Genomic DNA, 19,103 nt, shown 5'->3' on the forward strand with positions numbered 1-19,103 from the left:
CCCGTTCGGGCCAGGGCTCAATCGCCGATGATCTTCACCTTCTGCCCGTAGGACAACTTGTCCGCGCGGTCGAGCCCATTGATGATCAGGAAACGTTCCAGCGGCTTGTCGGGAACGTCCATCCGGGCGGCGAGCTTGTCGATGTTGTCGGTGAGGCCGACGCTCACCACGCGGACCCGCAGCGGCTTCACCTTTTCCGCTTCCTCTATCGAGACCCGCCGGAAGGTGTCCGCCGCTTCGCGGAAGGCGGCGTCGACCTCGGGGGTGAGTTCGCGGGCCGCGAAGATCATGCGGTAGACATCGGTGCCGAAGCGGATGGCGAACATGCGGAACGACCACTGGTCGCCCCGCGCCACCGCGGTTGCCGCGGGGAAGCCGTTCAGCACGAGGCTCTCGACCGAGTTGATCTCCACCCCGTCGATCCAGCCCGAGGAGAGATACTGGGCGAGGCTCTGGTCGCCCGTCACGCGCACCGCATCGAGCCGCAGCGCCTCCCGCCCGTCCGGCGTCGCGCCGAGCACCGCCTGCGGGGTGTTCTCCAGCGTGAAATGCTCCGGCGCCGTGAAGGTGAAGCCGAGCTTCGGGTGGAAGAACCGCCGGCCGCGGATGAAGCCTTCCTTGGGGTCGTCGCCATAAACCATGCCGTCGATGGCGGCGAGATAGATGTCGCGGTCGCGCTCGCCCGGCTTGTCGGGCGACGCGTATTCGCGGGCATTGGCGATGGCGATCGAGATACGCTCCGGCGTCGCCGGGTGGCTGGCGAGGAAGTCCGTCGCGTCGGGGGTCGAGCTGCGGCCGATATCGGTCGACCGCAGGCTGGCCTGGCGCCCCATGTCGGTAAGGAAGCGCGAGGCGCCATAGGGATCGAAGCCGGCGCGCGCGCTGATGCCGACGCCAATGGCATCGGCCTCCAGCTCCTGCGCTCGCGAGAAGCTCGCCAGCGACAGCCGGCTCCTCTCCAGCGCCAGCGCGCCGAGGTCGGAATCGTTCACGACATCGGAGATGACGCGACTCACCAGCACCGCCTGCTTCATCTGGTCCTCACGGATCGCGGCGTGGTTGGCGATCACATGGGCCATCTCGTGCGAGAGCACCGACGCCAGCTCGGACGTGTCATTGGCGAGCGCGAGCAGGCCGCGGGTCACATAGAGCGAGCCATTGGGCAGGGCGAAGGCGTTCACCGCCGGCGAATTGAGGATGGTGACGCGGTAGCGCAGGTCCGGCCGCTCGGAGGCGGCCACGAGCCGGGTCACGGTGTTCTGGATCAGCGCCTGCAGCTTGGGATCGTCATACGAACCGCCATAGGAAGCGACGAGGCGCTCGTGCTCCTTGCGCTGGGCCGGGGTGAGGGTGTCCTCCAGCGCGAGCGGCTTCTGCGCCGCGCCGGTGTCGGGCGCGTTCTGGGCGTCGAGACTGGAGCAGGCGGCAAGCAGCAGCAGGCCGCCAATCAGCAGGAGCGCCCGCACGCCCTGCCCCGCAGCCGACACCGCCGTCATCCGTCGCGCCAAGCGCACGCTCACCGCTCGACCGCCTCCGCCTTTCCCTCGTCCGCCCCGGCATCCCGGCCGGTGGCGAGCCTCTCGACCTGTTCGGGCAGCCACGCCTCGATGGCTGGCCCACCCTCTTCAAACACTACCCCGCGAACCGAGACATCGCCCATCACAAGGCGTTGCGGCTCCTTACCGAGCGCCGCGAAAGCCCGGCGCGCGCCGCCCGGAATCTGCACGGTGAAGTCCTTGCGCCAAACCGGGCCGAAATTGAGGTAATCCCGCTGCCGGGTCTGGCCGGAACTCATAACCCGACCCGCGACGATCGCGTAGCGGCCTTCGAAGCGGGAAACCGCCGCCGGATTGCGGGCCGGCAGCGGGAACACCCGCCACAACCCGCGTCGCGCCCGCGCCGCAGCGCCTTCCGCAACGGCGAGCGCTTCCCGGCAGGGTCCGGTGGCCTCGCCGGGACGCCACACCGCGAGGCCGGCAGCGAGAAGCTCCTCCTGCAGCGTGCGGCCGCCCGCCTCGCCTGCGACGAGATAGGCCGCCTGCCTGCCGTAGCGGTCGACATCGCCCGCCGGATAAAGCCGGGCGGTTTGCCCCTGCAGCCGTCGTTCCAGGACGGCCCGCAGCGCCGCGGCCTGTCCGTCCTCACCGAAATCGGTCACCACGCCGGCGAGACGCACGGTGCGGCCATCCTCCAGCCGAAGGTCGCCGGCCTCCAGCACGGCGGCGATCCGCGCGCTCTCACCCGATCCCAGGCCGCATACCGACGCCTCCGCGACGCCAGCCCGGGCCACCGGCGCCGACACCAGCAGCGCCAGTGCCAGAACGGCATGAAAGCGGAAGGCGGCGGCAGGTGCGCGGCGACCCGGAAGCTCCCCGCCACCCATCAGACCCTTCGTCCGGGGACACGCGACTGCCATGGCGAAGCTGCGGATCTCAGAGAAATGATACAAACGAGAGAGTTTCCCTGTTTATAGCCCATCCGGGCACGCGCGCCCACGCGATTCTGATCCCGCGGCCGGGGCGCCGGGATCGCGGCGTCCGCCGGCCGCATCCGCGTTGTTACGGCGAGGCTTCGCGCCGCGGGCGAGAGAGCCCCCTGTCGCCTTGGCGCAGCCCACGTGTTAGATCACAGGCGCGACGGTGGAGGACTTGAACCGGACAGGGTATCTGGACCATAAGCCTGAGCGTCGACCGGCCCGCGGGTCCGGCCGGCAGCGCCGATCAAGCAGACGTCCCGGTAGCTCAGCAGGATAGAGCACAGGTTTCCTAAACCTGGGGTCAGGGGTTCGATTCCCTTCCGGGACACCACTGCACACGGCATCCCACCCGTTCACCGGGCTCTCATCGACGCGACTGGCCCTGCGGCCTTGGCCATCCTGAACCCCATGGGGGCGATGGGAGAGGCAAGAGCCGAGGTGGCGCCACACCCTATGGCACCACCTTTTCGCTTGCGCCGGTCGACGTGCTCTCTTCTAAACGAAGAGTGCCCGACAGACGACGGACCGTGCCGTGAACCAGACTGCCGACTCCCACGCCCCGCCGGTCCCGGACATGCCGGACATCGCCTGTTCGCGCGGGTTCGGCACCTGGCTGGCCAGCCATCAGGTGAGCCTCGCGCTGTCGTCCTATCAGGCCGGGCAGCTCTTCCTCATCGGCCGATTGCCGGACGGACGTATCTCCTTCTTCCGGCGCGATTTCGAGCGTGCCATGGGCCTGTGGTACGAGGCCGACCGGCTGTACCTCGCCTCCATGGTGCAGATCTGGCGGCTCGAAAACGTGCTCGCCCCGGGCGAGATGGCCAATGACCATTTCGACCGGCTTTTCGTCGCCCGTCAGGCCAACATCACCGGTGATGTCGATGCCCACGAGATCGCGGTGGAGGCGGGCGGGCGCGTGGTGTTCGTGAACACCCGTCATTCCTGCCTCGCCACCTTCAGCGAGCGCCACAGCTTCCGGCCGCTCTGGAAGCCGTCCTTCATCTCCAGGCTCGCGGCGGAGGACCGCTGCCACCTCAACGGTCTCGCCACCGAGAGCGGGCATGTCCGCTACGTCACCTGCTGCGCCCGCACCGATGCGGTCGATGGCTGGCGCGACCGCCGGATCGGCAGCGGGATGGTCATCCGGGTGGAGGACAATGCGGTGGTCGCCGACGGCTTCACCATGCCGCACTCGCCCCGCCTCTACCGCGGCCGGCTCTACGTGCTGGATTCGGGCCGCGGCTATCTCGTCCGCGTCGACCCGGCGACCGGCGCCCGCGAGGACATCGCCTTCTGCCCCGGCTTCCTGCGCGGCCTCTCCTTCCATGACGGCCACGCGCTGGTGACGCTCTCGCTGCCGCGCTACTCCACCTTTGCCGGCCTGCCGCTGGACGAGGAACTGACCCGGCGCGGCGTCAATCCACGCTGCGGCATCATGATCGTGAACCTCGCCAACGGCGACGTGGTGGAGTGGCTGACCTGCGACACGGTCATCCGTGAATTGTTCGACGTGGTCGCCATTCCGGGCGCGGCGTGCCCGATGGTCGCGCCCATTCGCGGCCCGGACTTCGCCAATCTCCTCACCATCGAGGCGCCGGAGCGCTGCACCGACCGGTGGCAGAGCTAGGCGGGGGCGGTGCGGCAACGGACGGACGGCGCCGGTCGAAAATTCAATTGAATCGGGTGGTGTGCTACCTTTAGGCTCCGCTGCGTGATCCAGGGAGCCGGGCCGGGTCAGCTTCGCACCACGCGATCAGGCCGGGCGCCCGTCGTCACGTCGAGCCCTGTGGCCGGCTTCGGCATGCGAGAACCCTTCTCGCGACCGATCGGCGCGCGTCCGGCCCGACACCCCGAAGGTTGCCCACAGCCACGTAGCGTATCCATGTTCCCGATCCGCCCATCGCACGGTCCCGCCACGCGCTCCCGCCTGAGGACCACTCTGCTGCGGTCGGCGGCACTGCTCTCGCTCCCCCGCCTCTCGCTGCCGCGGGCCGCCACGCTGGCGGTGGCGAGCGCGGGCCTGGCGCTGGCGCCGGCGATCGTGCAGTTCGGCGACGTGGCATGGGCCGGCAATAATGGCGGGGATGGCGGCGGCTCCGGCACCAACAACGTCGGCGGCAGCGGCGGCGTTGGCAGCACCGGCGGCTTTGGCGGCAGCGGCGGGGACGGCGGTGTGACGTCGCTCGACGGCGGCTGGAAGCTCTATGGCGGCGGCGGCGGCGGCGGGGCGGGCTGGATCGGCGGGCAGGGCGGCGCTACCGCCGCGGATCGCGACGACCATCTCGCCGGCGGCGGAAACGGCCATGGGCGCGACGGGCAAAGCGCCTCCTCCAGCCAGTGGGGGCTCGGCGGCGGCGGCGGCGCCCACGGCTATAGCGGCTCCAACGGTCCCAACAATGCCACCGGCGGTAACGGCGGTATCGGCGGCCAGGGTGGCGTCGACACGGCCAACCAGACCTATTTCGATGGCGGCGGCGGCGGTGCCGGCGGCTATGGCTTCGCTTTCACCGGCCTGAGCAGCACCACAGTGGGCACCGTGATCGGCGGCGGCGGCGGGCGCGGCGGCGACGCGACCGGCAGCGACATCATCGTCGGCGGCGATGGCGGTGCCGGCGGCCACGGCCTGTTCATCTCCGCCCAGCAGCAGCTTTCAATCACCCTCGACGGTTTGGCCCAGGGCGGCAGCGGCGGCGCGGCAGGCACCTCGAGCGGAAACTACACGGCGCAGGCCGGCGCGAACGGCTCGGGCATCGTCATCGCGCCGGGCGGTAACAGCCAGATCGGGCTCACCATCGGCGAGAGCGCCCAGGCGAAGGGCGGCTCCGGCGGCAACGGAACCGGCGGCGCGGGCATCACTGCCTATAGCAGCAACGGCTTCGCCGGACCCAGCATCAACGTCAAGGGCTCCGTGACGGGCGGCGCCGGTGGCGCCGACAAGGTCGCAGGGCCCGGTGGGGCCGGCATCGTCGTCATCGGCGATTCCAATCATTCCACCATCGATGTCCACGGCACGGTCACCGGCGGCGCGGGCGACGTCGGCGTGGCCGGCGCCGTCGGCGGCACCGGCATCGTCGGCGGCAATCTCAGCGTCTATGTCTACGGAACGGTGAGCGGCGGCACAGGTGATGGCGGCACCGCCCCCGCCATCACCTTCACCGGCGGCTGGAACACCCTCGCGCTCTTCGCGGGCTCGACCATCAACGGCACGGTGACCGCTGCCAGCACAAACGACCTTTTCCTTCTCGCCGGCAGCACCGCCGGCAGCTTCGACGCCGGCTCCTTCGGGCCGAACGGAACCTTCGTCGGCTTCGGCACGGTGCAGACGAGCGGCGCCGCGATCTGGCAGCTCACCGGCACCGGCGAACTCCCGTCGACGCTCATCACCACGGGCGGGCTGGAACTGACGCAGGCCAACGTCAAGCTCGGCCAGGTGACCGTGAACAACGGCACCTTCGCCGTCTCGGCACAGCCGGGCAGCGCGACCGTGAACAACCTGACCGTCAATGCCGGCGGCACGTTCAGCATCGCGGAGCCGTGGCAGGGCAATTACCAGCCCGTCGTGCTGATCGACACCCTCACCATGGCGAGCGGCTCGACCCTTTCCGTCACCCTCGCCAATGACCACCAGAGGGCGCCCACCGTCGGCATCTCGGGGACCGCGACCTTCGACAATACGACCCTCAACGTCGTGGATGCCGGCATGACCGGGGGCAGCTATGTCCTCATCGCCAACGACCCCGGCGGCATGAGCGGAACCTTCACCTACACCGCGCCGCCCGGCTACGACTACAACCTCTCCATCACCGGCCAGGGCCTCGTTCTCGACGTGACCCCGATCTGGCTGAAGTGGACGCTCGGCAACGGCAACTGGAACAAGACGAACGCCGACTGGCTCTCGTACAACAATGCCGAAAATCTGGTCTGGAATGGCCAGACGGCGGTATTCGACGGGCCCGGCGGCACCGTGACGCTCAACGGCAAGGCCGGCGACATATCGGTCCAGGGACTCCAGTTCACCTCAGACGGCTACACCGTCACCGGCGACCCGCTGGTGCTCGCCTCGCCCACCGGATCGGTGTCGGTGTCGGTGTCGGACGGCAGCGCCGAAATCGACGCGCCGCTGACCGGCACCTCCGGCCTGACGATGAACGGGCCGGGCAAGCTGATCCTGGCCGGGGCCAGCACCTTCACCGGCAACACGGTCATCGCCAACGGCACGATCCAGCTCGGCAACGGCACGCTCACCGGCACGCTGACGAGCGACATCGTCAACAATGGCACGCTCGCTTTCGCCGAGCCCGGCGCGACCACCGTCGCCAACACGATTTCCGGCAGTGGCTCGGTGGTGCAGAACGGGCCGGGCACGGTGACGCTCAGCGGGGCGAACAGCTTCACCGGCGGCGTGAGCATCGAGAGCGGCACCCTCGTGGCCGCCTCCGCGACCGCGCTGGGCACGGCGGATGGCGGAACCACCGTCTCCGCGAACGCGACCCTCGCGCTCGCGGGCGGGATCGCCATCGGCGCGGAGCCGGTAACGCTCTCCGGCCATGGCACCAACGGGTCCGGCGCGTTGATGAACCAGTCCGGCACCAACAGCCTGGCGGGGCCTATCACCCTTGCCGCGACCACGCTCATCACCGCGGCCTCCGGCGAGCTGACGCTGAGCGGCGGCATCGGCGGCAACTTCGACCTGGCCTTTGCGGGCGCCGGTAACGGCGTCGTCTCCGGCGACATCGCGACGGGCGCCTCCACGGTGCTGGTGACGGGTGGGGGTAGCTGGACCCTCACGGGCGCCAATTCGTTCCAGGACGGACTGTGGGTCGCGAATGGCAGCACGGTGAGCGTCGCGGCCGATACGGCGCTGGGCGCGAGCAGCGGCACCGTCCTGTTCGACGACGGCACGCTCGCCGTGACCAACGGCTTCGCTTCCGTCCACACCTTCACCATCGGTGGCTCCGGCGGCGTCTTCGACATCGCCGCCGGCCAGACGCTGACCGTCGTGGAGGGCATTTCCGGCGCCGGGTCGCTGTCCCTCTCCGGCGGCGGCCAACTGTCGCTGTTCGGCAAGAACGTGCTGTCCGGTGCCGTTGATGTGGCCTCCGACACGCTCGACCTCGGCCAGGGCGCAACCCTCTCGAGCGCGGGAGTGACCGTCGGCGCCGGCGGCAACCTGACCGGCGATGGACGCATTCTCGGTCCGGTCACCGTCGGGTCGGGCGGCAACCTCTCGGGGGCGCTGGAAACCGGGGCGCTGACACTGCAGAGCGGCTCCACCACCACGCTCGCCCTTTCCGCCGGCACTCGTGCGGTGGCGGCCGTCTCCGGCGATCTCTCGGCAACGACGGCGCTCGATCTGGCGGGGGCGCCGGAGAATGACAGCGGCTATTACCGCCTGTTCACCTACACCGGCGCGCTGAGCGAGGACATCACGGTTGCCGAGGTGCCGGCGGGCTACAGCGCCAGCATCGACACCGCGACACGCGGCCGGGTCGATGTCGTTCTGACCGACGGCAGCACCCTCCAGGCCTGGACCGCGGGCGCCGCCCGCCCCGCCGGCGGGGACGGCGTGTGGGACGCCACCTCCGCCAGCTGGTACGACGTCACCAAAGGCACGGTGGGGAACTGGGCCGGCGAGAAGGGCGTGTTCACCGGCGCGGCCGGCACTGTGGACGTGCGGGGCACCCACGTCTTCGATACGCTGGAATTCGCCAGCAGCGGCTATGTTCTGATCGCCGACCCCGCCACGCCCGGTTCCGGGCTGGAACTCACCGGCGCCGGCCGCGTGTGGGTCGAAGGCGCCGAGACCACCGCGACCATCGACGTGCCGATCGCCGGAACGGGCGGGCTGACCAAGACCGGCGCCGGCACGCTGGTCCTCGAAGGCGACAACAGTTTCCAGGGCGGCACCCGGGTCCGCGCCGGCACGCTGGCGGTGAGCCGCGACGCCAATCTTGGCGCGGCCTCCGGCGGCATCACGCTCGACGGCGGCACGCTCGCCGCGACGGCGAGCTTCAGCTCGGCGCGCGAGGTGACGGTCGGCCCCAATGGCGGCGGGCTGAACGTCGCCGGCGGGGCCACCCTCGGCCTTTCCGGCACGATCGAGGGCTCGGGCCAGCTCACCAAGACCGGCGCCGGCACGCTGCTCCTCACCGGCACCGCCGCACCGGGCGGCGGCACCCGCATCGAGGACGGCACGCTGCAGGTCGGCGACGGCGGCAGCACGGGCTGGCTGTCGGGCGCCATCGTGGACGAGGCACGGCTGGTTTACGCCCTGTCCGGCACCTATGCGCTGCCGGCGGCCCTCAGCGGGTCGGGCGAACTGGTCATCGCGAGCGGCACGGCGACCTATGCCGGCAGTGCCTTCGCCGGCACGCTGCAACTGGCGGGTGGCGATCTGGTGTTGGCCTCGGGCGCCACCAGCGCCGCCACCTTCGTCGTCGGCAGCGGCAGCACGCTGAGCGGCAGCGGCACGGTCGGCGCGCTGGATGTCGAGAGCGGCGGCCGGCTTTCGCCGGGCTATTCCCCCGGCACGCTGAACATCACCGGCAACGCGGCCTTCGCCAGCGGCTCGACCTTCGTCGCCGACATGACGGCAAGCGGGGCGCACGATCTGGTGGCGGCCGGCGGCAGCGCGACCATCGAGAACGGCGCGGTGCTGGACGTGGTGGCGGCGCCCGGGCTCTATCACGCCGGCATGGCCCCGGTGACGGTACTGACCGCCGCGGGCGGGATAACCGGCAGCTTCACCACGGTGCTGACCAACCTCGCCTTCCTCGCGCCGGACATGAGCTACGGTACCGACGCCGTCACCTTCACGCTGGAGCGCAACGGCGTCGCCTTCGCCGACGAGGCCAACACCGCCAATGAGCGGGCGGTCGCCGCCGCGGTCGAATCGCTCGGGCCGGGAAACAGTCTCTACGACGCCATCGTCTCGCAGGAGAGCGGGGCCTCGGCACCCGCCTTCAACGCGCTGTCGGGCGAGATCTACGCCTCCACCTCCACCGTCATCCAGCAGCAGTCGACCTATGTCCGCGACGCGGTGGGCGAGCGGCTGCGGCAGGCCTTCGCGCCCGCCGGGACGGGGGAGCCGGCGGACGGGCCGGCCACCGCCGCGCTCGGGCCGAATCTCGCGCCGATCATGTGGATGCAGGGCTTCGGCGGCTGGGGCGACACCTCGGGCAACGGCAATGCCGCCTCGGTGTCCAACAGCATCGGCGGGGCCATCGGCGGCATAGACGCCGCGGTGGCGGAGGGCTGGCGGCTCGGCGTCTATGGCGGCTACAGCTACTCCACCTTCGATGTCGACGGCCGCGATTCCCAGGGCACGATGAACAGCTACGACCTGGGTGTCTACGCCGGTACCCGTGCCGGCGCCTTCACCGCCCGGTTCGGCGGCGGCTATGCCTGGCACGATGTGGATGTCTCGCGGACCATCGCCTTCGATGGCTATTCCGCCTCGGCCCATTCCGACGCGACGGTGGGCAGCGGCCAGCTCTTTGCTGAAGCCGGCTACGACATCGCGCTGACCGCGCTGGGCGCGCCGCCGGCAACGAAGGGGGTGCTGCAACCCTTCGTCGGCCTTGCTTATGTCCATGTCGACGGCGCCACCTTCGCGGAAGGCAGCGGCGCCGCCGAGCTTTCGACCCGCGAGGAGGACATGAGCACCACCTACTCGACCCTCGGCGTGCGCCTGTCCGGCACCGTCGAGATCGGCGGGCGGGAGCTGCGGCCGGAGCTGACGCTGGGCTGGCAGCACGCCTTCGGCGACATCACCCCGCAGGCGACGGCGCAGTTCACCGGCAGCAATGTGGGGTTCACCGTCTCGGGCGTGCCGGTGGCGGAGGACGCGGCGCTGGTGGGGGTGGGCCTTGCCTACGCGATCTCGCCGCTCGCCGACATCTCGCTGCGCTACACCGGCCAGCTCGCCTCCGACGCCCAGCAGAGCAACGTCGCGGCCCGTCTGAGCATACGATTCTGAGCCGGGAGGCAGGCTGACCGGACGCGCTCGGCGGCGCCGAACCGACGCCCTCCCCTGCGTGCCGTTCCGAACCGCATCGGGATGGCCGGCTCTCCTCCTGCCGAGCCCCGTTGGTCTCAATGCGCCCAACCCTGAGCGTGGTCGGGCGGCAGGCGACGCTCCTCGCCGGACAGTACCGGCGGCCGCGCGCGAGTGGCCCCACCGCCCTGCCGCTCGCTCGGCCTCGCCCGCCAAGGCGCCCCAGGCGGCAGAACATCCCTCCCCACCCAATGAATCTTCCGCCACCGGTGGCGTCGCCGCAGCGGCTGCCGGTCGTGCGCGGGGGGTCGCGACATCGGCAGACCACTTTCGCGGGTACGCACCTACGGCATCCGCCGTATAACGCGTGTTGACGGTCAACCTATCGACCTGTCATACTAGTCGACAGTCGCGATGATCGTGACGGCCACAGCCCGCACAAGACGGGCCGGCACATCAGGAGGAACCAAGGATGGACTTCGCTATTCCTGCGTCCCGCAGCGGGGCGCGGCGGCGCCTGCGCGCGGCTGTGTTCGCCATGGGCGCAACCCTTGCCGTCGCGGGCTTTGCCCTCCCGACCCATGCGGAGACCCTGGCCAAGCCGTTTCCGGCCTGGCCGAAGTCAGAGGTCGTGAAGACGATGAGCCTCGACGAGGCGAAGGCCCTCGTCGCCGCCAGCACCGGCCCGCAGACCGAATGGAAGGGCCCGACCACCGGCCCGCAGGCCACCACCGACGCCGTCACCGTCGTCTATGTCTCCGCCGACCAGTCCTACGTATCCTTCGTGAACTGGGGCCGCGGTGTCACCGAGGCCGCCGAGACGCTCGGCTGGAAGGCCGTGACGCTGAACGGCAAGGGCACCGTCACCGGCACCCTCGCGGCGATGCAGCAGGCGGTGTCCATGAAGCCCGCCGCCATCATCACCTCGGCGGATGCCAGCGCGCTGCAGGGGCCGATCAAGCAGGCGGTGGACGCCGGCATACCGGTGATCGGCATCCACTCCTCGGCCTTTCCCGGCCCCGACCCGGAAACCAACCTGTTCATGAACATCGGGTCCGATCCGGTGGCGATCGGCGGCGCGCAGGCGGCCTATGTCATCGCCAAGTCCGAGGGCAAGGCGCGGCTGCTGCACTTCCTCGACAACAGCTTCGCCATCGCCCGGCTGAAGGCGCAGGCCGCCACCGACCCGGTGAAGAACTGCAAGGGCTGCAGCTTTCTCGAGATGATCAACATCCCGATCGCCGACCAGACCAAGCGCATCCCCTCGGTGATCTCCGGCGTCATCGCCAATTACGGCAATGACTGGTGGGGCACGACCTGCTGCGACAATTTCTATCCCTACATCGCCTCGGCCCTGCGCGCCTCGGGCGTCAGCCCGTCCCAGGTCCATCTCGTCGGCGCCGACGGCCCGCCCTCGGCCTACGACATGATCCGCAAGGGCGAATACGAGGTCGCGACCGTTCCCGAGCCCTCCACCCTGTTCGGCTACCAGGCCATCGACACGGTGGTGCGCGCCATGGCGGGCCAGGAGCCGGCCCGCTTCGTCCAGCCGGTCTACCTCGTCACCCGCGACAATGTGGACAAGGAAGGCGGCGACAAGAACGAGTTCATCCCGAGCAACGGCTTCGCCTGCCACTACCTGAACGTGTGGCGCAACAAGGCGAACGCCTGCTGAGCGCGGCCCGCCATCGGCCTCCCTTCCCCGTCCCCGGATGACCGCGATGACCGACCCTTCGCCGCTGCTGGACGTGCGCGGCCTGACCAAGCGCTTCTACGGCTCGCTGGCGCTCGACCGCGTGTCCTTCTCGCTGGCGCGTGGCGAAATCCACGCGCTGGTCGGGGAGAACGGGGCCGGCAAGTCGACCTTCATCAAGATCCTCGCCGGCGTCTATGACGCCGACGAGGGCGAGATCCGCCTCGAGGGCGCCCCGGTCGAGCCGCGCAGCCGCAACCTGCCGCTCGCCTTCGTCCATCAGGACCCCGCCCTGGTCGACGATCTGAGCGTGGCGGAGAACATCGCCTTCATCGCCGGCTATCCCCGCCGGCACGGGCTGATCGACTGGCGCGGCGTGCAGCGCCAGACTTCGGCGATCTATGAGACGATGCGGATTCCGCCGATCGACCCGCGCCGGCTGGTGGCGACGCTGTCGACCCCGGAAAAGGCGATCCTCAACATCGTGCGCACCCTCGCCCACACCCCGAAGGTGCTGGTGCTGGACGAACCGACCGCCGCCCTGCCGGAACAGGACGCGCACCGCCTGTTCGACGCGATGCGGCGCCTGCGCGAGCAGGGCGCCAGCATCATCTATGTCTCCCATCGCCTGCACGAGCTGTTCGGCCTCGCCGACCGCATCACCGTGTTCCGCGACGGCCGCAACGTGCACACCGGCGCCATGGCCGATATCACCGGCGGCGGCATCGTCGAGCACATGCTCGGCCGCGCGGTGGAGCTCGGCCATCGCGGCCATCCGCCCCCGCGCCGGGAGGCGCCGGTGCTGACCGTGGAGGGCCTGGTGGTGGACCGCCGCGGCCCGCTGGACTTCACGCTGCGGCCGGGCGAGGTGCTCGGCCTTGTCGGGCTGCGCGGCGGCGGGCAGGAAGCGGTCGGCCGCACCCTGTTCGGCGCGAAACGGGCGGAAGCGGGAACGATGACGCTGGCGGGCCGCCGGCTCGGCGCCGACGAGCGCATCGGCGAGCGGATCGCCGCCGGCATCGTGCTGCTGGCCGGCGACCGCACCGGCGAAAGCACCTTTCCCGGCATGAGCCTGATCGAGAACCTGTTCCCCAATCCCCTCATCCGCGCCCGCTCGCCCTTCCGCCTGACCAGCCCGGCCGCCGAGCGGCGGCAGACCCGGGAGCGGCTGGACCGCTTCGACGTCCGCCCCCGCAACGAGGCCGCGCTGATCGACTGGCTGAGCGGCGGCAACCAGCAGAAGGTCTGCCTCGCCCGCTGGCTGGAGGCCGACGCCCGGGTGGTGATCCTGGAGGAGCCCACCGCCGGCGTCGACATCGGCGCCAAGATCGCCATCCACCGCATGCTGCGGGAAGCCGCCGCGGCGGGACGGGCGATCCTCGTCATTTCCTCGGACCTCGAAGAGGTCGCCACGCTCTGCGACCGCGCCCTCGTGATCGATCGCGGCCGCGCCGCCGGCGAACTCTCCGGCAGCCGCCTCACCGTCGACGGGCTGATCGCGCTCTCGACGCTCGGTGGCGGCGCCACGCCACCCGCGCCGGAAGGCGCTGCCCCTGCATCCCGCGCACCGGACGGTGCCGCCGCCACCGCCTTCGGAGGATAGCGCCATGCCCCAGTCACTCACCGGACGTTCGTTCAAGGCGCTGTCCGAATTCGTCTCGACCTATGGCCTGCTGGTCGTGTTCGTGCTCGTCCTCGCGCTGTTCACGGCGCTGCGGCCCAGCACCTTTCTGTCCAGCGGCAATATCGGCAACCTGCTCACCAGCCAGTCGATCACCGCGCTGCTGGCCTTCGCGGTGATGCTGCCGCTCACCACGGGGCGGTTCGACATGTCGGTGGGCTATCACATCGGCCTCGCCCATGTGCTGACGATCGGGCTGCAGGTCAACGCCGCCCTGCCCTGGCCGGCGGCGGCGGCGATCGTGCTGGTCGCCGGCCTCGCCATCGGGCTGGTGAACGGCATCCTCGTCACCCGCTTCAGGATCGACGCCTTCATCGCCACCATGGGCGTCGGCTCGCTGCTCTACGGCATCTCGAACTGGTACACCGACGGCCAGCAGATTCCCGGCTTCAGCCTGCCCGACAGCTTCACCGGGCTCACCGGCTTCCTCAACGGCGTGCCCGTCACCGCGCTCTATGTCGCCGTCATCGGCGGCCTGCTGTGGCTGGTGCTGGAGCGGATGCCGGTGGGGCGCAGCCTCTATGTGATCGGCTCGAACGCCCGCGCCGCCGAGCTCTCCGGCATCAACGTGGCGAACTACGTCATCGGCACCTTCGTCGGCTCGGGCCTGCTCTGCGCGCTGGCGGGCATCCTGCTCGCCAGCATCCTGCGGGCCGCCACCCCCTCGGTAGGGCCGGAATACCTGCTGCCGGCCTTTGCCGGCGTGCTGCTCGGCGCCACCTCGATCCGCCCGGGACGGGTGAACGTGCCGGGCACGGTGCTGGCCGTGCTGGTGCTCGCCTTCTCCTTCTCCGGCGTCCAGCAGCTCGGGGCGGCGTTCTACATCGAATACTTCTTCAATGGCGGGATTCTCATCCTCGCCGTCAGCCTGTCCGTCTACGCCGCCATCCGCCGGCGCAAGGCCGCCGTGTCGGCGTCGACCTGACCGGATCGCTTCCAAAAGACACCGCCCCAAACGCGCCGGCGCGCCGCCGCCCGAAACCCGGAGTTCTCGCCATGTCTCGTGTCGCCATCATCGGCTGCGGCGTCGTCGGATCGTCGTGGACGCTCGTCTTCGCCCGAGCCGGCCATGACGTCGTGGTCCACGACCCCTCGCCCGAAGCCGCCGAGGCGGCGGTCGCCTTCGTGCGCGGCTCGCTGGCGGGCACGCCGGAGGCGGAGGCGATCCTCGCCCGCATCGCCACCGCGGCGAGCCTCGAGGAGGCGGTGGCCGGGGCGGACTATGTTCAGGAAAGCGCGCCCGAACGCCTGCCGATCAAGCAGGCGCTCTACGCCCGGCTCGACACGCTGGTGCCGCCGCAGGTGGTGATCGGCAGCTCGACCTCCGGCCTGCCGGCCTCCTCCTTCACCGAGAGCCTCGCGACCCGGGCGCGCTGCCTCGTCGTGCACCCCATCAATCCCCCGCACCTCATCCCGCTGGTGGAACTGGTGCCGGCGCCCTGGACCGCGGCCGAGGCGGTGGAGTTCGCCGGCGCGCTGATGACGGCGGTCGGGCAGGAGCCCATCCGCCTCAGCCGCGAGATCAACGGCTTCGTCGTCAACCGGCTGCAGAGCGCGCTGCTCGGCGAGGCGTTCCGGCTGGTGGAAGACGGCATCGTCTCCGCCGCCGAGGTCGACAAGGCGGTGGCGGACGGGCTGGGCCTGCGCTGGTTCTTCATGGGGCCGTTCGAGACCATCGACCTCAACGCCGCGACCGGCGTCGCCGAATACTGCCGCAACCTCGGCCCGATGTATCACGGCCTCGCCCGGGAGCAGGCCGACCCCCGCCCGTGGTCGGCGCCGCTGGTCGCCGCCATCGAACGGGAGCGCCGCGCCGCGGTGCCCGGCGAGCGCCTGCCCGAGCGGCGGCTGTGGCGGGATCGCTGGCTCGCGGCGCTGGTCGCGGCCAAGGCGCAGATCCGCCGCGAGTTCGGGCGTTGACGCCGGCGGGGCCGCTCCCTCATGCAGGGCTGCCGCGCGGCGGGCCGCGCCGGCTTGGCGCCGCGGGCAAACACCGACACAGTCGCTTCGCAGCACATCCGAACCAGCGGGCATGATCTTAATGAGCCGACCCCCCCTCCCCGCCATCAAGCGCCACCGCCTGTTCGACCAGGTCGCCGAGCATCTCGCCCAGATGATCTATTCCGGCGAGCTCAAGGTCGGCGACGCGCTGCCTTCCGAACGGGAGCTGATGGAGCATTTCCAGGTCGGCCGGCCGGCGGTGCGGGAGGCGCTGCTCTGGCTGAACAAGAAGGGGCTGATCTCGGTGAGCGGCGGCGAGCGGGCCCGCGTCACCGAGCCCGACCCGCGGGACATTCTGGACCAGCTCTCGGGCTCGGCCCGTTTCCTGCTGTCGCGGCCGCAGGGGGTGCAGCTTTTCCAGCAGACCCGCCTGCTGGTCGAGGTCGCGCTGGCCCGGGAGGCCGCGCGCATGGCCACGGCCGAACAGGTCGCCGAGCTGGAGGAACTGCTGGCCGACAATCTGGCCGGCTACGACCTCGAGGAATTCGCCCAGACCGACGACGCCTTCCATTTCGCCATCGCCCGGATGACCAGCAATCCGGTGATCATCGCGCTGTATGAGGGCGTGCTGGACCTGCTGCAGGACCAGCGCCACACCTCGCTGAAGAATCCGCGCGCCCTCGCCGACGCCCGCGACTGCCACAGCCGGATCTTCCAGGCGATCGCCGCCCACGATGCCGACGGCGCCGAGGCGGCGATGCGCCGGCACCTGCACGATGTCGAGACCTATTACTGGGCCGTGCGTTCGCAAAAACCATAAGCCATCTTCCGGGGAGTGCGTCCGATGTCCTATTTCGAAGTGGCGGACCCGCGTTTCGCCACCTTCATCATTCCGGTGTGCCAGCTCGAGCGGCTGCACACCGGCATGCGCTGGGCCGAAGGTCCGGTCTATTTCCCGGACAGCCGCCAGCTCCTCTTCAGCGACATTCCCAACAACCGGATGCTGCGCTGGGACGAGGAAACCGGCGCGGTGGCCACCTTCCGCTTTCCCTCGAACCACGCCAACGGCAACACCCGCGACCGGCAAGGCCGGCTCGTCACCTGCGAGCACGGCGCCCGGCGCGTCACCCGCACCGAACCCGACGGCGGCCTCACCGTCCTCGCCGAGCGGTTCGAGGGCCGGCGGCTGAACTCGCCCAACGACGTGGTGGTGAAGTCCGACGGCACCGTCTGGTTCACCGATCCGCCCTACGGCATCCTCACCGATTACGAAGGCAACAAGGCGGACAGCGAGATCGGCCGCTGCAACGTCTACCGGCTCGACCCGGCCGACGGCCGCCTCACCCTCGTCGCCGATGATTTCGACAAGCCGAACGGCCTCGCCTTCTCGCCCGACGAGACCCAGCTCTACATCGCCGATTCCGGCCGCTCCCACGGCGCCCACCTGCCCCACCACATCCGCCGCTTCGCCGTCTCGGCGGACAACACGCTGTCGGGCGGGGAGGTGTTCGCGCAGATCGACCCCGGCGTGCCGGACGGCATCCGCGTCGACACCGGCGGCCATCTCTGGGTGAGCGCGGGCGACGGCGTGCACTGCTACGCCCCCGACGGCACCCGGCTCGGCAAGATCCTGATCCCCGAGACCGTGGCCAACATCACCTTCGGCGGGCCGAAGCGGAACCGGCTGTTCATCGCCGCGACCACCTCGCTCTACGCCGTCTACATCAACGCGCGCGGTGCGCAGACCCCCTGAGGAACGACAGGCAATGCTGCTCGGATGTGTGGCCGACGACCTGACCGGGGCGACCGATCTCGCCCTCACCCTCACCCGCGAGGGGCTGCGCACGGTGCAGGTCAACGGCGTGCCGGATGAAGACCTGCCGGTCGGCGACGTCGATGCGGTGGTGGTGGCGCTGAAGTCGCGCACCATCGCGGCGGAGAGCGCCGTCGCCCAGTCGCTCGCCGCGGCGGCGCGGCTCAGGGCGCTGGGGGCGCGGCGGCTGCTGTTCAAATACTGCTCGACCTTCGATTCCACCGACCGCGGCAATATCGGCCCGGTGGCGCAGGCGCTGCTCGGCTTCGCCGGCGGCGATTTCACGGTGTTCTGCCCGGCCTTCCCGCGCGCCGGCCGCTCGATCTACAACGGTTACCTCTTCGTCAATGGCGTGCCCATCGACGAGAGCCCGATGAAGGATCACCCGCTCACGCCGATGCGGGACGCCAATCTGTGCCGGGTGCTGCAGCGCCAGACCGAGCTGCCGGTCGGCGCCGTGACCTATGCCGATGTCGATGCCGGGCCGGCGGCGGTCGCCGCGGCCTTCGCGCGCGAGACCGCTTGCGGCCGGCGCGCGCTCGTGCTCGACGCCATCAGCGACGCGCATCTGCGCACGCTGGGCGCCGCCATCGCCGACCTGCCGCTGGTCACCGGCGGCTCGGGCATCGCGATCGGGCTGCCGGCGGCCTATCTCGCCCGCGGCCTCGTCGCCGCGCTGACGCCGCCGCCCGCCACCATCGCCGCCCCGGCCGGCCGCGCCGCCATCCTCGCCGGCTCCTGCTCCGCGGCGACGCGCGGGCAGGTGGCGCGGGCGATCGCCGCCGGCGTGCCGGCGCTGCGGATCGACCCGCTCGCCATCGCCGACGGCACCACGAATGCCGCAACCGTGCTGGCCTTTCTCGACGCCACCCCGGGCGAGGGGCCGGCGCTGGTCTATTCGAGCGCGGAGCCGGCGGCGGTGAAAGCCGCGCAGGAACGGCTGGGCGTGGAAGCGGCGGGGCATGGCGTCGAGGCGCTGCTCGCCGAGGTCGCGGCCGCGCTGCCCGCCCGCGGCTATGGCCGGCTGATCGTAGCCGGCGGCGAGACGGCGGGCGCCGTGGTCGGCGCGCTCGGCGCCGGCACGCTGCGGATCGGGCCGGAGATCGACCCCGGCGTGCCATGGACCGAAAGCCTCACCGGGCCGAAGCTGGCGCTGGCGCTGAAATCCGGCAATTTCGGCAGCGAGGACTTCTTCCTGAAGGCGTGGGACCTGCTGCGCTGATCCCGCGCCGCGCGTGTTTTCCAGACAAGGCCGTCGCCGGGGCGCATGCGAGGGGGCCGTGGCCGGGTGCGGCGGAAACAGGCTGCCGCACCGGAAGGCCGGAAAAGCGCCTCGCCGGCCGCGGCGAGGTCCGCCCGCCCCTCCGTTACGGAAGAGGCGGGCGGCAGCGACGTGGGCCGGCGGGGAGAAAGCCGCCGCCGGCCGGGCACCCGGGTCAGTTCGCCGCCTTCTTCGGGGGCGTAGCGGGCCAGGACTTGATGAGGGTGTCGTAGTCGACGGTC

The 19,103-nt window shown here is 70.7% G+C and carries 11 protein-coding genes and 1 tRNA gene; 10 read left to right on the plus strand and 2 right to left on the minus strand.

The window, feature by feature from the left end:
* Positions 1-17: 17 nt before the first annotated feature.
* On the minus strand, positions 18-1,496 hold the full coding sequence (locus KHC27_RS03050; RefSeq protein ID WP_213334919.1) for a M48 family metalloprotease: 1,479 nt from the start codon (positions 1,494-1,496) through the stop codon (positions 18-20).
* Between the two features lie 20 nt (positions 1,497-1,516).
* Positions 1,517-2,416 (minus strand): thermonuclease family protein, encoded by a 900-nt coding sequence (locus tag KHC27_RS03055; RefSeq protein ID WP_213334889.1) that lies wholly within the window; start codon positions 2,414-2,416, stop codon positions 1,517-1,519.
* Positions 2,417-2,730: 314 nt separating this feature from the next.
* Between KHC27_RS03055 and KHC27_RS03060 the strand changes: the two genes are divergently transcribed.
* The 10 genes from KHC27_RS03060 to otnK all read left to right on the plus strand — a co-directional run bounded on the left by KHC27_RS03060 (position 2,731) and on the right by otnK (position 18,822).
* Positions 2,731-2,807 (plus strand) — tRNA-Arg (locus tag KHC27_RS03060).
* A gap of 201 nt (positions 2,808-3,008) precedes the next feature.
* On the plus strand, positions 3,009-4,103 hold the full coding sequence (locus tag KHC27_RS03065) for a TIGR03032 family protein (protein WP_213334892.1): 1,095 nt from the start codon (positions 3,009-3,011) through the stop codon (positions 4,101-4,103).
* 255 nt (positions 4,104-4,358) lie between these two features.
* Positions 4,359-10,454 (plus strand): autotransporter domain-containing protein, encoded by a 6,096-nt coding sequence (locus tag KHC27_RS21830; protein ID WP_281416955.1) that lies wholly within the window; start codon positions 4,359-4,361, stop codon positions 10,452-10,454.
* Between the two features lie 490 nt (positions 10,455-10,944).
* Positions 10,945-12,147 carry a substrate-binding domain-containing protein gene (locus KHC27_RS03090; protein ID WP_213334895.1) on the plus strand — a complete coding sequence of 401 codons (1,203 nt, stop codon included), beginning with the start codon at positions 10,945-10,947 and terminating at the stop codon, positions 12,145-12,147.
* Between the two features lie 46 nt (positions 12,148-12,193).
* Positions 12,194-13,768 carry a sugar ABC transporter ATP-binding protein gene (locus KHC27_RS03095; protein ID WP_213334898.1) on the plus strand — a complete coding sequence of 525 codons (1,575 nt, stop codon included), beginning with the start codon at positions 12,194-12,196 and terminating at the stop codon, positions 13,766-13,768.
* A gap of 4 nt (positions 13,769-13,772) precedes the next feature.
* Positions 13,773-14,771: an ABC transporter permease gene (locus tag KHC27_RS03100; protein ID WP_213334901.1), complete on the plus strand. Its 999-nt coding sequence runs from the start codon at positions 13,773-13,775 to the stop codon at positions 14,769-14,771.
* 71 nt (positions 14,772-14,842) lie between these two features.
* The gene (locus tag KHC27_RS03105; protein ID WP_213334904.1) at positions 14,843-15,766 is read left to right on the plus strand and encodes a 3-hydroxyacyl-CoA dehydrogenase; all 924 of its coding nucleotides are present in this window, start codon (positions 14,843-14,845) and stop codon (positions 15,764-15,766) included.
* Positions 15,767-15,887: 121 nt separating this feature from the next.
* Positions 15,888-16,607: an FCD domain-containing protein gene (locus tag KHC27_RS03110; protein ID WP_213334907.1), complete on the plus strand. Its 720-nt coding sequence runs from the start codon at positions 15,888-15,890 to the stop codon at positions 16,605-16,607.
* A gap of 24 nt (positions 16,608-16,631) precedes the next feature.
* Positions 16,632-17,540: an SMP-30/gluconolactonase/LRE family protein gene (locus KHC27_RS03115; protein WP_213334909.1), complete on the plus strand. Its 909-nt coding sequence runs from the start codon at positions 16,632-16,634 to the stop codon at positions 17,538-17,540.
* 13 nt (positions 17,541-17,553) lie between these two features.
* Positions 17,554-18,822 carry a 3-oxo-tetronate kinase gene (gene otnK, locus KHC27_RS03120; RefSeq protein WP_213334911.1) on the plus strand — a complete coding sequence of 423 codons (1,269 nt, stop codon included), beginning with the start codon at positions 17,554-17,556 and terminating at the stop codon, positions 18,820-18,822.
* Positions 18,823-19,103: the final 281 nt, after the last annotated feature.

The organism is Ancylobacter lacus (genome assembly GCF_018390635.1).
GTDB lineage: Bacteria > Pseudomonadota > Alphaproteobacteria > Rhizobiales > Xanthobacteraceae > Ancylobacter > Ancylobacter lacus.